General features: G+C 39.3%; 15 protein-coding genes. 9 read left to right on the forward strand and 6 right to left on the reverse strand.

Going from position 1 to position 16510, the window contains the following annotated elements; all coding sequences use genetic code 11:
* Nucleotides 1-23: 23 nt before the first annotated feature.
* Nucleotides 24-1580, reverse strand: coding sequence for a glutathione ABC transporter substrate-binding protein (locus FG383_RS04020; protein WP_142605567.1), 1557 nt, complete (start codon nt 1578-1580; stop codon nt 24-26).
* A 209-nt stretch (nt 1581-1789) separates the two neighbouring features.
* On the opposite strand from FG383_RS04020, the gene FG383_RS04025 reads away from it, so the two are divergent.
* Genes FG383_RS04025 through FG383_RS04055 form a run of 7 tightly spaced genes read left to right on the forward strand, consistent with a single transcriptional unit; the run spans nt 1790 to nt 8427 of the window.
* Nucleotides 1790-2689, forward strand: coding sequence for an ABC transporter permease (locus tag FG383_RS04025; protein ID WP_142605568.1), 900 nt, complete (start codon nt 1790-1792; stop codon nt 2687-2689).
* Between the two features lie 11 nt (nt 2690-2700).
* The gene (nikB, locus tag FG383_RS04030; RefSeq protein ID WP_142605569.1) at nt 2701-3621 is read left to right on the forward strand and encodes a nickel ABC transporter permease; all 921 of its coding nucleotides are present in this window, start codon (nt 2701-2703) and stop codon (nt 3619-3621) included.
* Between the two features lie 22 nt (nt 3622-3643).
* A complete protein-coding gene (locus FG383_RS04035) occupies nt 3644-4645 on the forward strand; it encodes an ABC transporter ATP-binding protein (protein WP_142605570.1) in 1002 nt (333 codons plus the stop codon).
* Entirely contained in the window at nt 4645-5643 is a 999-nt protein-coding gene (locus FG383_RS04040) for an ABC transporter ATP-binding protein (RefSeq protein ID WP_142605571.1), read from the forward strand. Before FG383_RS04035 ends, FG383_RS04040 begins: the two co-directional genes overlap by 1 nt.
* A gap of 27 nt (nt 5644-5670) precedes the next feature.
* The gene (locus FG383_RS04045) at nt 5671-6453 is read left to right on the forward strand and encodes a sensor histidine kinase (protein ID WP_142605572.1); all 783 of its coding nucleotides are present in this window, start codon (nt 5671-5673) and stop codon (nt 6451-6453) included.
* Nucleotides 6431-7126, forward strand: a complete 696-nt coding sequence (locus tag FG383_RS04050; RefSeq protein ID WP_142605573.1) for a response regulator transcription factor — start codon at nt 6431-6433, stop codon at nt 7124-7126. Before FG383_RS04045 ends, FG383_RS04050 begins: the two co-directional genes overlap by 23 nt.
* Nucleotides 7123-8427, forward strand: a complete 1305-nt coding sequence (locus FG383_RS04055) for an SLC5/6 family protein (RefSeq protein WP_142605574.1) — start codon at nt 7123-7125, stop codon at nt 8425-8427. Before FG383_RS04050 ends, FG383_RS04055 begins: the two co-directional genes overlap by 4 nt.
* Before the next feature lie 488 nt (nt 8428-8915).
* Here FG383_RS04055 and FG383_RS04060 read toward each other — a convergent pair whose 3' ends face one another.
* The 3 genes from FG383_RS04060 to FG383_RS04070 form a co-directional block, all read right to left on the reverse strand.
* Nucleotides 8916-10112 carry an amidohydrolase family protein gene (locus FG383_RS04060; RefSeq protein ID WP_142605575.1) on the reverse strand — a complete coding sequence of 399 codons (1197 nt, stop codon included), beginning with the start codon at nt 10110-10112 and terminating at the stop codon, nt 8916-8918.
* Between the two features lie 51 nt (nt 10113-10163).
* Entirely contained in the window at nt 10164-11723 is a 1560-nt protein-coding gene (locus FG383_RS04065) for a glutathione ABC transporter substrate-binding protein (RefSeq protein WP_142605576.1), read from the reverse strand.
* A gap of 380 nt (nt 11724-12103) precedes the next feature.
* Nucleotides 12104-12925 carry a squalene/phytoene synthase family protein gene (locus FG383_RS04070; protein WP_425467621.1) on the reverse strand — a complete coding sequence of 274 codons (822 nt, stop codon included), beginning with the start codon at nt 12923-12925 and terminating at the stop codon, nt 12104-12106.
* Between the two features lie 235 nt (nt 12926-13160).
* On the opposite strand from FG383_RS04070, the gene FG383_RS04075 reads away from it, so the two are divergent.
* Entirely contained in the window at nt 13161-13871 is a 711-nt protein-coding gene (locus tag FG383_RS04075) for an alpha/beta fold hydrolase (protein WP_246096851.1), read from the forward strand.
* Between the two features lie 148 nt (nt 13872-14019).
* Here the strand turns inward: FG383_RS04075 and FG383_RS04080 are convergent, their stop codons facing one another.
* Both FG383_RS04080 and FG383_RS04085 read right to left on the reverse strand, forming a co-directional pair.
* On the reverse strand, nt 14020-15189 hold the full coding sequence (locus FG383_RS04080; protein WP_142605638.1) for an MFS transporter: 1170 nt from the start codon (nt 15187-15189) through the stop codon (nt 14020-14022).
* Nucleotides 15190-15267: 78 nt separating this feature from the next.
* On the reverse strand, nt 15268-16107 hold the full coding sequence (locus FG383_RS04085) for a MerR family transcriptional regulator (protein ID WP_185907839.1): 840 nt from the start codon (nt 16105-16107) through the stop codon (nt 15268-15270).
* Between the two features lie 286 nt (nt 16108-16393).
* Between FG383_RS04085 and FG383_RS21715 the strand changes: the two genes are divergently transcribed.
* On the forward strand, nt 16394-16480 hold the full coding sequence (locus FG383_RS21715; RefSeq protein WP_477919055.1) for a putative holin-like toxin: 87 nt from the start codon (nt 16394-16396) through the stop codon (nt 16478-16480).
* Nucleotides 16481-16510: the final 30 nt, after the last annotated feature.

A 16510-nucleotide genomic window follows, 5' to 3' on the forward strand; every position in this document is an offset into this window, starting at 1 on the left:
ATGGTGTTGACAAGATATGATGATTATTCAGTAATCTTTACATCCTCAATCATGAGATAGTTCGAGGCGTTTAACCAATACCCAGACACATTCTTGTTGGATACAGCCAAGTGCTCATAGTTACGGATTGGTACATATACAGCTTCGTCTAACTCAATTTGTAGTACTTTTTCGTAAAGTGCTTTACGCTCATCTGAGTCTGTTGCTTGTCTTGCCTGCTCAATTATATTGTCGACTTCTGGATTATCGTAATAGAATGAGTTTCCGGCAGGTCCATGTGATGAGGAATGGAACAGATTATACTGATTGTAGTCTCCATCTCCTGTTGCATTACCCCATCCTGAGATAAACATTTCATGTTCACCGTTGTTCGTCATTTCAATAAATGCTCCATATTCCATCACTTGAATCTCAACATTAATACCAATGCCTTTTAATTGAGACTGTATGACTTCAGCCATGTTAATACGTTCCTTGCGGTCACTAGTCAACAACGAAATTTTGTACCCTTCTTTAATACCAGCTTCTTTTAATAATTCTTTCGCTGCGTTCAGATCATAGGCAAGTGGTTTAGAAGACTCGCTATAACCGAAGACCTTTGGGCTCATCGCAGAGTTCGCTAATGTACCGACATTATTGTAGACACCAGAAATAATAGCTTCACGCTCAATTGCGTGGCTGATTGCTTGGCGTACACGCACATCATTAAATGGTTTTTTTTCAACGTTGAACCCTAGATACTCAACTGCAAGACCTTCCGTTCGATAAAGTTCCATCGTATCCGAATCTTCAATTCGTTCAATCTCTGTTACTGGAACTTGGTCGTTAATATGCGCTTCACCTGTTTCAATCATAGCCAGACGTGTAGCGTCTTCCGGCACCACTTTAAAGACCACACGTTCAACAGAAACTTCTTCTCCCCAGTAGTCTGGATTCTTCACAATAGAAACTTCTTGCCCCGAGATCCAATTCTCAAATGTATAGGGTCCGGTACCTACCGGGCTCTCTTTAAGGGCTTCTGCATTTTCTGAGATAGCTGTTGGGCTAATCATACTACCCTCTTGACTTGCCAAAATTGAAAGCAATGGAGCGTATGGATATGAGAGATGGAAACGAACCGTCTGTTCATCAACAATCTCTACTTCTTCAATCATTGAAAACTTTTCACGTTGCGGTGACCCTACAGCTGGATCTAAAAGACGATCTATAGTTGCTTTCACTGCATCAGCGTTAAATAGAGTACCATCATGGAAAGTCACACCCTCCTGAAGTTTGAATTCCCAAGTAGTATCATCGATTACGTTCCATTCTTTTGCCAGACCAGGTTGAATCTCAAAGTTCTCATCAGGCTTTACTAAGGTTTCATAGACCTTCTGATACAAAATATTTGCTGATGGGATATCCGTAATAAAATGGGGATCTAGATTTGTAGCATCTGACAGACGGACTACGATCAACTCTTCCGCCGTATTTTCTACCCCTTCAGCTCGATTCTTTGTCTCTGTCGAACTGGCAGTCGAACACGCAGCTAATAGTAGCGTGATACTCCCTGCAAGAAACAAATGTTTCATCTTCTTCATCGCTCTCATTTCCTTTCCCTATGGAATTGATGCACTGCATCTATTGGTTACAGTACCTATAGTACTTAAATGTTTCGCATGCGTTTTGCATTATCTTTACAAATTGTTTTAATATTTTAACGATATATTCAAAACACATTTACTTTTCTACATAGTCTGATAATTTTAAGCTATCTTACTGATTTTGAATTGAAAAAGGAGAGAACACTATGACGACGATTCAAAAGACAGATACACTTGCTGTCACTCAAGTATTAGGCGCTCCCAAGGAGTCAGCTTGGCGCAATTTTATTTCTCAGTTCTTCCGAAATAAAGCGGCTGTTGTTGGAGCTATCATTATTGCCTTCTATATTTTTATTGCCACCTTTGCTCCACTACTTGCTCCTTATGATCCTTACGAGATTCAATTGGAGAACAAGCTTCAATCCCCTTCTCTTGAACACTGGATGGGCACTGACGACAAAGGACGTGATATATTAAGCAGAATTCTTTATGGCTCTCGTCTCTCTATGGGAGTTGGATTTGCTGCTGTAGCCTTTGGTGCCTTCTTTGGAATTCTTTTTGGCTTGATCGCAGGTTATTACGGAAAATGGGTAGATTCCGTCATTATGCGCTGTATGGATGTACTTCTTGCTTTCCCAGGAATTCTCTTAGCACTTGCTATCATCAGTGCATTAGGACCAGGAATGATCAATGTAACGATAGCTGTAGGAGCATTTTCAGTACCTTTATTTGCTCGAATCGTCCGTGGGTCTACTTTAGAAGTAAAGCAATTAGAGTATGTAGATGCTATTCGCTCATTAGGTGCTAAAGATAGTACAATCATCTTTCGCCACATCTTGCCTAACATTCTATCACCGATTATAGTGCAAGGAACATTAAGGATTGCTACGGCAATTTTGTCTGCAGCGGGATTGTCCTTCCTTGGTCTAGGTGCCCAACCCCCATCGTCTGAATGGGGAACTATGTTAAGTGGTGGACGTGATTTCTTATTCTCTGCACCTTACATTGCGATTTTCCCAGGAATGGCCATCGCCATTCTCGTACTTGGCTTGAACATCTTTGGCGACGGATTGCGTGATGCACTCGATCCGCGTATGAAAAATTAGGAGGTGCGTACATGATTTGGTTCATCATAAAACGTTTAATGCAGACCATACCGGTCATTATCGGAGTTACTATTGTAGTATTTGTCATTATGCAACTTGTTCCTGGAGACCCTGCTGTCCTACTTGCTGGTGAAGGAGCAACAAAAGAGACGATTGAAGCACTTCGTCAACAACTCGGTCTTCATCAACCTCTCTATATACAATATTTCGATTACGTTAGCAATCTACTGCGAGGCGATATGGGCTTCTCACTCAAAAACAACCAACCAGTGTTACAAGAAATCATGACTCGTCTACCGATTACATTAGAGCTTGCTATTTTCAGTACTCTTATTACAATCGTCCTTGGAATGTTGGCAGGAATCGTCTCTGCAATCAGACCATATTCCATCTTGGATACAGTTGTTATGGTTGTTGCATTACTAGGTATCTCACTACCAAGCTTCTGGTTCGGTTTGATGTTGATGTACTCCTTTTCAGTCAAACTTCAAATTTTCCCTGTTGCAGGATGGGATAGCATGTTACACATTGTACTTCCTGCGTTCACATTAGGAGCCGGTGGAGCTGCGATTGTGGCTCGAATGACACGTTCGAGCATGCTAGAAGTTATACGTCAAGATTATATTCGGACAGCGCGTGCAAAGGGAGTTAAAGAGCGTGTAATTATCTACAAGCACGCACTAAGAAATGCCCTAATCCCTGTCATTACTGTCGTCGGATTGCAATTCGGTGCGCTTTTAGGTGGAACTGTACTAGTGGAGTCCATCTTTGCAATCAATGGGTTAGGTCGTATGATTGTCGACGCAATTCGTATGCGTGACCTGCCAGTCGTCCAAGGCGGCGTCCTTGTCGCTTCTCTTGTATTCGTTGTAGTAAACCTAATCGTAGATATTCTATATCGTCTATTCAATAAACGTATCGAACTTAATTAATTCAGGAAAGCAGGTGATTATTATGTCAAAAGAAGTCATATTAGAAGTTAAAAATTTGCAGACTCATTTTATAACTAAACGAGGGACAAGTAAGGCAGTGGATGGGATTGATTTTATACTTCACAAAGGAGAAACTCTTGGAATTGTAGGGGAATCGGGATGTGGTAAGAGTATCACTTCTCTTTCACTCTTACGTCTAATCCCCTCTCCTCCCGGAAAAATTGCCGGAGGAGAGGTTCTCTTTAAAGGTAGGAACCTAGTCGAACTGCCTGAATCTGAGATGAGAAAATTACGTGGGAATGAGATCTCAATGATTTTTCAGGAACCAATGACATCGCTGAACCCAGTACTTCCTGTTGGTGAACAAATTGCAGAAGCTATCCGCCTTCATCAGAACTTAAATAAAAAAGAGGCTGCTAAAAAAGCAGTAGAAATGTTACGTCTTGTAGGTATCCCATCTCCTGAAAAACGTGCAAAACAAGAGCCATTTCAATTAAGTGGAGGCATGCGACAACGTGTCATGATTGCGATGGCACTCTCATGTAATCCTGAAGTTCTTATTGCAGATGAACCAACAACCGCATTAGATGTAACCATTCAAGCTCAAATCTTAAGATTGATGAAAGAACTGCAAGAACGATTAGGGATGGGTGTCATACTCATCACACACGATTTGGGTGTGGTCGCCGAGACTTGCGATAAAGTGGCTGTGATGTATGCAGGAAACATCGTAGAACATGCAACTACGGAAACGTTATATGAAACTCCCTTGCACCCGTATACGCAAGGACTACTAGCCTCATTACCAAAAATCGATGAGGATCAAGAAGAACTATATACAATCGAAGGAAATGTTCCAAGTGCCTTCAATATGCCACCTGGTTGCCGTTTTGCTTCTCGATGTCCGTTGGCAACCAACCTATGTCGTGAGCAGAAGCCTGAATTAATTGAACATGAAAGCGGATCAAAGGTACGATGTTGGGTTTACAGTAATAAGTGGCGAGAACAGGAGGTAGTTATGTAATGGTAAATGTTCAAGAACAAAAAGTTCTCCTAGAAGTACAAAACCTTAAACAGTACTTCTCTGTAAAGCGAGAAAAGTTGTTGCAACCTAAGCTTTCTGTGAAGGCAGTAGATGATATTAGCTTCACACTATGCGAAGGGGAAACGTTGAGTATTGTAGGAGAAAGCGGTTGTGGCAAATCTACAACTGGTCGAGCCATCCTAAGATTAGACGAACCGACAGCGGGAAAAGTAGTGTATAATGGTAAAAATATATTAGATTTGTCAAAAAAGGACTTGCGTACATTACGGGGTGAGTTACAAGTAATATTTCAAGATCCATTCGCATCTTTAAATCCACGACAAACGATTCAGCAGATCCTTTCTGAAGCCATGTCGATTCAAAATTCCGTTCAGAAAGAGTTAAGAAAAGATCGAATGAGAGAACTTATGCATCTTGTAGGACTACCTGAAGAAGCATTATCTCGGCATCCTCATGAGTTTAGTGGTGGACAGAGACAGCGTATAGGAATTGCACGAGCATTGGCTGTGAACCCTAAACTGATAATTTGTGACGAAGCCGTATCTGCCTTAGATGTATCGATTCAAGCACAAATCTTGAATCTATTAAAACGCCTACAACGTCAATTGAATTTGACATTTTTGTTCATATCACATGATTTGAGCGTTGTTCGTCATATCTCTGATCGTGTCATGGTAATGTACCTTGGAAAAGTAGTAGAAATTGCGCCTAAACACGCCCTGTTTAATCAACCAACGCATCCGTATACTCGAGCATTACTCTCATCAATACCTGTACCTAATCCTAAGGTACAAAAAGAACGTATTCTTTTATCAGGGGATGTCCCCTCACCGATCAATCCGCCATCGGGTTGTCGCTTTCATACTCGCTGTCCTTTTGCGACAGAATTATGTAGTAGCAAGGAACCAGAGACAGTAGAAGTGCAAAATGGACACCATGTTGCGTGTCACTATGCGAACGATTTCTTCTCTGCTTAACCGATTGTTAAAAAGGAGTCAGAGCGTATGTTAACAATTGAGGCTTTTACGATATTCATCGCCCTCTGCATTCTGGCTCCTATCTTAGGAGCGCTTGCTCTATTATTTTTATTAGCTTATGAAAATCGAATTGATTTACTAGAAAAGCAAAAGAAAGAAATGGCTTTAGAACGCGATTTACAGGAAGCACTCTACATTCAACTCAATCAAGAAATTCAACCACATTTCTTTTTTAACACGTTAAACTCCATGCTAAGTTTAGCAAGACTTGGACGAAAAGATGAGTTAATTTCAGGACTCGAAAACTTCTCAAAGTTATTAAAACACAAATATATTACTACTGACAGAACTCTAACCTTGCGAAAGGAACTTGAATACGTCGAATACTATTTGGCAATTCAACGGATTAGGTTCCGTGAGCGCCTTGAGATCGTTTGGCAAACGGAACCGCAAGTATTGTCTGCTCTTACTATTCCATATTTAGTCCAAACATTAATTGAAAATGCATTTAAACATGCATTTGAAAAGAATATAGGACGTGCTCATTTAATCATTTCTGCGAATCGTAAGGGGACGCAAGTACAAATAACTGTCACGAACAATCTTGTCGTTTCTCCAAAGGATAAAGAAGATACTATAGGAATAGGGTTATCAAACTTAGAGAATCGTCTCTCACTCTTGTTTTCGAAAGACGAAGTGTCTATTGAAAGTCAAATAAACGGGGAATGGATCACCGTATCCATTTCGTATCCATTTCAATATTGGGAAGAAAGGGAGGGGTATAAGGATGAACATTTTAGTAGTAGATGACGAACCTCTTGAGATCGAACAGATGGTCTATCTCATTGAAAAACATTTTCCTACTGCTACAGTGTGGAAAGCCCAAGACGCATCGCAAGCTATTCGTCTTGCCCGCAAGACTTCTATTCGTCTTGCCTTTTTGGATATACAGATGCCCGGTAAAAGTGGATTGGACCTTGCGCAGGAACTTAGAACAGAGACAAAAGCTGACCTGGTTATGGTTACTGCATTTCAAAGTTTTGAGTTTGCACAACAGGCTATCAAAGTCGGAGTAATGGATTATTTGACTAAACCGATTATTGAAGAAGAGCTCGTGCGCGTGCTCAATCATTATACTGCTCATTCTCACTATTCCGAAACAATACGCCATACTCTTCAAATTATTCATGAAGAATTTGATGAACGCCTAACACTTAGCAGCTTAGCGTCCCGTATTCATATCAATTCGGCCTACTTAAGTCGAAAGTTCCAAGAAGAAGTCGGAACGGGGTTTGCTGAATACGTGAACCATTACCGTCTCCTCGCTGCCAAGCGAATGTTATGCGAAAAACCCGATGCCACAATATCATCTATTGCTGAAAGTTGTGGCTTCAACAGCCAGCACTACTTTAGTCAAATGTTTCGCAAAGAGTTTAACACCACCCCACGAGATTACAGAGCCAAGGAGCTGTACATGGAATGAACGACAAATGGATGCTCTATATGCGTGGGCCGGTTTCCTTTGGATTAGGATTAGCAATTATTACATTACTTGCACGGTGGGTAACCGGTAACACCATCCTCTCCTCACCTCAGACGCTTATTCAATATGGAATTGCTGGAAGTATCGGGTACGCCATTGCTGGCGGACTCGCTTTCTTTTTTCTTGGCCTTGTGGCGAAACGTGTCCGACGGAGTTTTCCTGAAGCCATAACGATTGGTGATGTGTTAAAGGAAAAGCTTTTGCCTACTTATCATCATACTTTTATTCTGTTGCTTCTTTTCATGGGTGCATATGCTCTTATGGTGCAATTTTATGCAGCTGGAACCCTATTTTATTATGTACTTCCGCAGTTCCCACTAATTGGTTTTGGAGGATTTTTGCTTTTAGTTATCTATTTGGGCGGGTATGGTGGGTTGAAAAAATTAACCACGCTTTCGTTCTATAGTGTCGTAATGATATTTCTGACGACTATCCTACTCCCTATTTATTCTTATCTTCAAAACGGGATAAGTCCCATTTATGAGGGGGTCAAACTATATCACCCATATCTTTTTTTCATTGGAAGTCACGAGACAGTGTGGTTTGTGTCAGCTGCCGTCATTGTATTCACAGGGCAAATTCTAACGGATAGCGCTACTTGGATGCGAATTTTTGTAACAAAACCCGAAAAGATTGGTTTAGCACTTCAATCGACTGGGCTTATTTGGGCGACTGTTCCCATGGCACTATTAGCATTGTTATTGTTCGCAATATCAGGGAAATCATTTGATCAAGTATACCTTCTTATACAAACAATGTTGCAAGCACTAGATGCCTCTTTCTTGATGATTATCTTTGTGGTCTTTTGCTTGATTGCAATGCTTACAGCGTCGAGTAGTGAATTACATGGTTGGACATCTCTACTAATCAGGAACGTATGGCTAGAAAATTCATTAACAGATAAACAGATTACACGGTATCACCACCTTTCTGTTTGGATACCGGTACTTGTCCTTTTCGTAATCGTCGCGATTGTTTTACCTTCGTCTTTTTCCTTACTCTTCTTTTTTGGGAATCTGTACGCTTCTTTGATTCCAGCTGTGATGTATATCTTGATAACGGATCATCGCACGGGACCTGCCCCTACCATAATCGTTGCTATAGGTTCTGTCATAGGAATTGTGAGTCAGATATCACTTCATTCCTTCTTTTCAATTTGGGCAAGCTTTTTGACGGCATTCCTACTTTTTATAGCATTTTATTTATTTAATTTACAAAAATATAAGAAACCGATGGAATAGGAGGTCGATATAATGACATGTACAATTGCTATTCCTCCTGACCTACATCCGACAAACCTAGAGGGAAGATAATGGTCTTAGGTACATTACAGCTCTCTCTGGATGGGGATTAGTGAATAACATTCCATCCTACGCTGCTAGTGCTGGATTCTTTACTTTAGGTCTCACCGTCTATGAGGTAATCGGTGTAATTCTTGCATCTGCAATCTGAAGTACCTTTCTTATGACGACAAATGGTGTCGCTAGAGCAAAGTATGGGATACAACATCCCGTCTTGCTTCAACTGATTTATGGTAAAAATGAAGCAAAACGTCCAGGCGTTCTAAGAGGTCTCTTGGCAGGTACCCTTACTTTTGTTAACGTGTGTCTCGGTGCTTACTGCCACTTGGATTGCTCCTCTCTTCATTTCTCTTCTTATTCGAGTAGAAGAAAGACGACATCTGATTCCTTTCACAGAAAAAAAGCCTTCCTTAACAGAAGGCTTTTCCTTAAAACATACGGACTCCCTTGGCAATTACTATCTCTCTAGGAGTGCGCCGTGCTATAAATTCTGCAGTACACTGAGCAGGTGTTAAAATCATCGTAGCATCTTGACCTACACGCGGCCAAAGTCTCTCACCTTGTTCGGAGAGTGGAGTGATACCATCTGTGATAAATTTGAGAGACGCAGCCAATGCCTTTTCGTTGGTCCAGCGATTTTTTTCTAGTAATCTCCCTAACCTTTCCACCAGATCCCCATTGCCTGTCGGCCACCAAGAATCATAAATATTGTCGCTACCTAGATGCACGCCTATCCCTTGTTTATCTAACAAATCGACTGGAGGTGCGTTTCGACCAATAGGGACTGTTGTAATAATTGCAATTTCCGCCTCTTTCATGGCCTGTATGACAGAACCTAGAGCTTCTGTCGACACATCTCCAAGCCCAAATGCATGACTCACGTAAACACGCCCTTGAAGTTGGTATTCGCAAGTCAATTTCGCTAATCTTTCAATTGTATACGTTCCAAGGTGTCCAGGATCGTGCAAATGTATGTCGACACCGACATTACCTTCTACCGCCATTTCCAGTAGGGTACGAAGAGACTTTTCGATATCTTGATCAATAGTAGCCGGATCAACAGAACCAATAAAATCTGCCCCTTCTACAATGGCCTGACGCATGGCAGATATTGTATCGTCGTTTAGAAAACCATGTTGGGCAAATGCCACTATTTCTGTTTGAACTTGAGGATACTTCTCCGCCACTTTTTTTACTTCTCGATAAAAAGAGAGACCAACTTCAGGATATATGTCCACATGGGTACGAATTGAAGTGGCACCCATAGAAATTAAATGTTTAAATAAATTTTCAGCTCGTGTTTTAGCTGTAAGCTCAGCTTTCTCTAATATCGACTTTTCAATATGACTTCTCTTCAATACTGAGGAGGCTGGGATACATGCTTTCCATGGCATACCGAAATAAGTTTTGTCTAAATGCACGTGTTTTTCAGAAATTCCAGGTAGCGCTAATCTCCCGCCACCATCTAGCCATCCTCCCCCCAAAGAATTCCCTTTCGCCTCATAAATCCGGACAATCTTTCCATTCTCCCACTCAATATCAACTAGTTCTGTAACTGTTTCTACGCGTTGTGCATCAACTTGACTCCATCCTTTTTCTATTCTTACATTTCTGAGACCTTTCACAAAATACCCTCCTCTAAATGGAAAAGAGGCTTCAAGGAAGCCTATCCAATATTAATTGTTTATACGAGTTGTCGAAAGATCAATATATCCCGCTGGGGCGATATCAAAACCTTCAACATTTTTATGCACAGCCGCCACATTTTCTATCACACGGACTGGTATATAGAGAGCGTCTTCCATCTGTTTGTGTTGCGCTTTGGAATAAAGCTCGACTCGCTTGTCACTATCCATCTCTTGTCGTGCTTGTTCAATCCATTCATCAACTTGTGGATTTGCATAGAAGAATCTATTTCCACCCGCCCCATGTGTACTAGAATGGAGGAGATTATACTGGTTATAATCAGCATCCCCTGTAGCATTTCTCCAACTCAAAATATACATTTCTGTATTACCAGAATTCGTAGTATCTACAAACGTACCATATTCTAAAACTTCAATTTCAACTGTAATACCAATACCTTTTAATTGAGATTGAATGACCTCAGCAAGGTTAATACGTTCTTTACTATCCATCGTTGTAAGTTTGATAGTCAGTCCATCCTTATATCCCGCTTCCGCCATCAAACGTTTCGCTTCGTCCAAATTATAGCTATACGGTTGCATAGTTTCATCGTATCCGAACACTTTAGATCCGAGAAGTGAATTGGCAACTCCACCAACGTTGTTAAATACTCCTTTTCGAATGGAATTAAGTTCAATTGCATGACCAACCGCTTTTCGTAAAAGTACATTATCGAATGGTGGCTTAGAAACATTAAATCCAAGATACTCCGTACCATAGCTTTCACTTCGGTATAGATCACTGGACGACGAATTTTCAACTGTCTCCATCATCGTAACTGACAATGGTTCTGTCACGTGCGCCTCCCCGGTCTCAATCATTGATACACGAGTCGTTTCTTCAGGTACTACTTTAAAGACGACTTTCGCTAATTCACTAGCCGAGCCCCAATATTCTTCATTACGGACTAAAACGATTTCTTGCCCTGGTTTCCAATGCTCAAAACGGAATGGTCCTGTGCCCACAGGTTCATTGATTAGTTCCTTCCCAAAGCGTTCAATTGCTTTTGGGCTGATGATTCCACTTTCATGACTTGCTAGAATAGAAAGTAAAGGAGCGTATGATTCACTAAGAATAAATTGTACAGTATGATTATCAACAACTTTAATTTCTTGAACCATAGAAAGAGCTCCCGCTCGTGGCGACCCTACATTTGGATCTAACAATCGTTCGAATGTTTTCTTCACTGCCTCAGAAGTAAACGGTTCTCCATCGTGAAATGTTACATCTTCTCGAAGAGAAAATTCCCAAACCGTATCACTAATTTGTTCCCAGTTTTCAGCTAGAAGTGGCACAAACTCAGCATTTTTATCACGTCCTACCAGTCCTTCGTATACCTTCCCGTGTGTAACACTCGCTGCATTTATAGTCGACATAAATTGATGATCTAAGTTTTCTGCATCTGATAGACGTGCAATGATTAGCGTATCTGCGTCTGCCGCTTGCGCATCATTAGATGATTCATCATCTGATGAAAGCTGGGTAGAGCATCCTGTTAAAATTAACAGTACAGTAATAGCCAAACCAAGCAAATATTTTTTCAATTTCATTTGAACATCCCCCTTAATCCTTTTTATTTTTCAATTATACGGACTATTCTGATATTATTTTTTTAGTATTTTGACTTGAATTTGTGATATTTATTACTTTTTCTTAACAAATGGAATATTGGATAATAAGTAATCTGTATCCTCCAGTCAGTGAATCTCATTTGTTCGAGTCTAGGTATCGATAACCATCCTTATGGTTAACTAGAAATTTAATCAATACTCTATAACAGCTGAAGAGAAGACATTGACGTAGTTAGGAGATCAAAAATCTCCCTTTGATTCGTATGTTTTCAACTAAATAGGCGTCTTATTTCTAATTACCTGAAAACAAAAAAATCCCGAGAAGAATATTCAAATTCTTCTCGGGATTTTCTATGTTTTTAAACTTCCGCCTGTACTTCTTCCACAGTAGCTTCTACTTCCGCACGAGTCATTTTCTCTTTCCCACTCTTCAACGCTTTTAATGTTTTATGAGCTAGTGCAAGTGGCAGCTTGCAAAATAATACGATACTTTTTCGTTTAATACTTTTGTTGTATTCATCTGCTTTTGCTAAATTCTCTTCTGCATAGTGGAACATGTCTTCACGTGTCCAGCCTTCTGGGAAGAATTGAACCCCGCGTTCTTTATCCTCGTCTTTATTGCGCAAAATGTTTACTGCTTGCAAACCTCGTCCGTATGCAATCGCTAGTTCTCGATCAGTATCGATATCTGCACTCCACTTCCATAAATCCGAAAGCATTACTCCAACTAAACCTGCAACATAATATGTATACTCATCCAGATCTTCTTTTGTTTTTACTTGCCAATTCTTTTCTACCCATTTAGCCATACCTTCTGCCATCTCGCTTGAAGACTCTTTTACTTTGTCCACTAAATCTACTGGACAAATTGCTAGCCAGTCGCCAAGTCTTAAGGAAACCTCTGGCAATATGTCTTGGAAAGGTTGTACTAGCTGTTCGTACTCTTTTGTATTAAATTCAGTTGCTAACATTTTACTCGTTGCACGCAATAGGGCTTGTTTCTCTTGCGAACCTAGTGCTTCATGATCCTCTATTTCATCTATCGCACGCATGACTAAATAAGCAGAGGCAACCGCTTTTTTTAATTTTGGTTCCAAAAAAGTGATTGGTATGTAAAAAGTTCTGCTTGTCTTTTTTAGCATGTCCATTGCTTCTTTTTGTAAAGCTGCTACTTCCGGCACGACTAAGTCCTCCATTTCACCACTAAATGTTCTTATCTTCTATTGTATCGGATTTTCATGAAAAGATAAAATGACTTCGCTTGTTCATACAGAAGAAATGTAGCCTTCTTCTGTCCCTTGAATAAAATAGGAATAATGGGAAGTTGCACGGGAACACTAAACAATAATAAGCGTAGTAAAGGAGGTCAATACCATCCATTATTTAGATATCGGTCAAGGCGAACCCGTAGTATTAATTCATGGATTAGGAAGTTTAAAGGAATCCTGGGAGAACCAATACGAATTATCCTCCAATTATCGATTGATCATACCAGACCTTCGCGGACATGGTGAATCCGAAGAATACGATAATATTTCTATTTCTGTATTTGCACAAGACATTTTATCGCTTCTTGCCTCACTAGGCATTGAAAAAGCTCATTTTTGTGGACTTTCAATGGGAGGATTAGTCGTACAAGAAATTTATTGCCAAAATAATAAAATCGTACAATCTATGGTTTTATCTAATACTTTTTCTTATGCTCCCACATGTTTAGGGCAATTGACGGTTATGAAAGGTGCAAGAAACTTGCATTCATCAACAAGCGACGAGTATACAACGTACACTGCAGAAAAGTGTCTGTATCGAAAAGAGCCTAGTTTAATCAACGCGGCGAAAAAAATGTTTCTTATAAAAAAAACACCCTACATCGCGTCTTCTTTTTCGGCGATCAAATCTAATTATCTTCCCATCCTGCCATTTGTCAGAGTTCCTACTTTAATCGTCGGTGGACAATACGATGAAATAAACCCTTTGTTTAGTGTCTTCCAAACAAAATGGTTTATGCCACAAGCTGAATTGGCCATTCTCGGTAACTGTGGACATTTGCCTATTTTGGAGAAGAAAAATGAATACAATCATTTACTCACTCGTTTTTTTCATAAATACCAGGAAAACGCCCTTTAATTATTAAATAATTACGCAATATATTGGCTAATCTAAAGATGAGATCCATAAATAGCAAGATGCACTCTCCGAATCGCAAGATACCTCTTCACAATGATGTATTCCTATTTTAAAAGCTATCCCCCAGGTTTAGGAGGATAGCTTTATATTAGTTGGTTCGTTCCTTCCAAAATAGCGAAATTACAAAGCTAAGTGCAAGTACATACATCGATAATACATATGGATAATCGATATTTACATCAAATAATATTCCTGCAATTCCAGGTCCTATAATATTTCCTACACTCGTAAAAGTGGAGTTTAAACCACCAACAAAACCTTGCTCATTACCAGCTATTTTAGACAAATACGTTGTCAATGCAGGGCGTATTAAATCAAACATTAGGAAAATAATAAAAGTCACAAGCAATATAGACCAGTATGCCGCCACTTTAATCATAGCAAATATGAATATTGCCGATACGCCCATACAAACTTGGATTAGCCTAATCTCCCCTATTTTCCCTACGATACGGTCAAACGATAAAACTTGAGCAATCACACCTAGGATTCCACTCACTGTAATGATTAAAGCAATATCTTTTGGTGTAAAGGCAAATTTATGATCGACGAAAAGAGAATAGACTGTTTCAAAAGCCGCTAAGCCAAAACTAGATACAAGGATGATAATCATCGGAATGAGATAAATCGGTTCCAACACTTTTCGGAACCCTGATTTTGCTACTTGCTTTTCTGTTTTCTTGTCTTCTATTTCTGGTCTTTTAGGTTCTTTCAGTATTACTAATGAAAAGACAGATCCTAATAAACCTAAAGCTGCTGCAAAAAAGAAAGGCAGCCTTGTTCCATGTTCAGCCAAAAAACCACCAATTCCAGGACCTATAATAAATCCAGTACTTATAGCTGCCGCAACATATCCCATTGCTTTTGGTCGTTCCTTTAAAGAAGTAACATCTGCAACAAAAGCAGTCACTGCCGGCATCATGAATGCTGCACTAACACCGCCTAACATCCGAGAAACATATAATACCTTCACATCTTGTCCAAAACCGAAAAGCATCTCAGACAGTGCAAAAAGAAGCATACCGATTACAATCATTTTCTTACGGCCAAATGTATCAACCCATCTCCCGGCTATAGGAGATACTAATAGTTGCGTAAATGCAAAGGCTGCTACTAAGTAACCCATTGTTGAACCTTCTAGATGCATTTCTCTCATTAGCGTAGGCATTACGGGAATAACTAATCCTATCCCTAAAAACACAACAAATAAATTCACTAGCACTAAATATATTGTCTTATTCAAACTACTTTTTTGCATAACCATTTTCAAGCTCCTCATTATCTAGTAAAAAATTCTCTTTGTTTATTAAAAATAAACCCTATAGTAACTATAGGGTCAAGTAGCTTGAAGTCGTATTTTTAATTCAACCAAGAATTCATCCTCATTTGAAGCAGCGAAATTTATTGGCATCCAAACGTCATATACAATTGGCTCTATTTTCGTCTGATGTTGATCAATATAATCCATTAATTTTTGATAACAAGTTTCATATGCATTATCTTCTAATGCAAAGGTAATACTGAGATATTCTCCTTCAGGAATGGTGCTTATTTCGACGTCCTCAAAGTTAATATCAATTTCCTTGTCTGTCACGGTATGTGTGAATAGATAGTCGTAATGGATATCATCTAATGATTCATATCTATCTAAAGAGTATGCCCCACCATATAACGTATCAAATACGCTCCCCATATCTTCTAACACTTTGCTTATAACACCGTATTCCATATTCGGGATGTCGTTAATGCTTATGTTAGAGGTTTTTATTTTCACTATTTTTTGTGCAGGCATTTTCTTTACACAAATATGCATTCTACTAGACTCAAGGACAAATGATTGTATTTGTTCCTTTTTTCGTTTCAATACTTCTTTTGTTTCGATCAGTCTTTTAAATTCCTCTTCAATTCTATTTTCTTGATCCGCCAAGTAATTCACTAGTTCTTCGGGGCTCAATGTTAGTACAGATTTAACTTCTTCTAAAGACAAACCAAGATATTTTAGTGATTTAATAATGTCTAAATAATACAATTGAGTATTTTGATAATATCTATATTGATTATTGGGGTCGATTTTTATTGGTTTAAATAAATCTATTCGATCATAAAAACGTAATGTTTGAACGGATATATTACTGAGTTTCGCCACTTCCCCTATTGTTAAGTAATGGACTTTCAATAAATCACTCCTTTGTCTAAATGATCTTCGTATTTAGTTAATATTATAGTGCAAAAGCTATCTTATAATAAACTACGATAGCTTTATTTAATTATTTAAGTTGTATAGGAGTATTTTTTAGATTCTAGCTGAATCGACTTTAAACAGAATATTATAACAACTAAAATAGAGGTACATGGTATAATAGGAGAGTAATAGAATAGGGTGTTCATGGGCGGTCAGCATTTCCTTTATTCCTATTTACTATTTTTGTTTAATACGAGAATAGGGAAAGGAGATGTTGCCAATGTCAACTTTCGAAGCCTTGATGTTCGCTGTTGCGTTCGCTGGTTTGATTGTTTCCATTCTTACTTTTTCAAAAGAAAAAAAGTAAACCGCCCCTGAGCCGCAAGCAATAGGGTGA

Source organism: Psychrobacillus soli (assembly GCF_006861775.1).
In the GTDB taxonomy this organism is placed as follows: Bacteria; Bacillota; Bacilli; order Bacillales_A; family Planococcaceae; genus Psychrobacillus; species Psychrobacillus soli.

What these genes read in the sequence shown, in the direction of transcription:
- FG383_RS04025 (WP_142605568.1), top strand. Translation starts at nt 1,790, where the DNA reads ATGACGACGATTCAAAAGACAGATACACTTGCTGTCACTCAAGTATTA.
- FG383_RS04055 (WP_142605574.1), top strand. Translation starts at nt 7,123, where the DNA reads ATGAACGACAAATGGATGCTCTATATGCGTGGGCCGGTTTCCTTTGGA.
- FG383_RS04050 (WP_142605573.1), top strand. Translation starts at nt 6,431, where the DNA reads ATGAACATTTTAGTAGTAGATGACGAACCTCTTGAGATCGAACAGATG.
- FG383_RS04080 (WP_142605638.1), bottom strand. Translation starts at nt 15,189, where the DNA reads ATGCAAAAAAGTAGTTTGAATAAGACAATATATTTAGTGCTAGTGAAT.
- FG383_RS04045 (WP_142605572.1), top strand. Translation starts at nt 5,671, where the DNA reads ATGTTAACAATTGAGGCTTTTACGATATTCATCGCCCTCTGCATTCTG.
- FG383_RS21715 (WP_477919055.1), top strand. Translation starts at nt 16,394, where the DNA reads ATGTCAACTTTCGAAGCCTTGATGTTCGCTGTTGCGTTCGCTGGTTTG.
- FG383_RS04040 (WP_142605571.1), top strand. Translation starts at nt 4,645, where the DNA reads ATGGTAAATGTTCAAGAACAAAAAGTTCTCCTAGAAGTACAAAACCTT.
- FG383_RS04035 (WP_142605570.1), top strand. Translation starts at nt 3,644, where the DNA reads ATGTCAAAAGAAGTCATATTAGAAGTTAAAAATTTGCAGACTCATTTT.
- nikB (WP_142605569.1), top strand. Translation starts at nt 2,701, where the DNA reads ATGATTTGGTTCATCATAAAACGTTTAATGCAGACCATACCGGTCATT.
- FG383_RS04065 (WP_142605576.1), bottom strand. Translation starts at nt 11,723, where the DNA reads ATGAAATTGAAAAAATATTTGCTTGGTTTGGCTATTACTGTACTGTTA.
- FG383_RS04020 (WP_142605567.1), bottom strand. Translation starts at nt 1,580, where the DNA reads ATGAAGAAGATGAAACATTTGTTTCTTGCAGGGAGTATCACGCTACTA.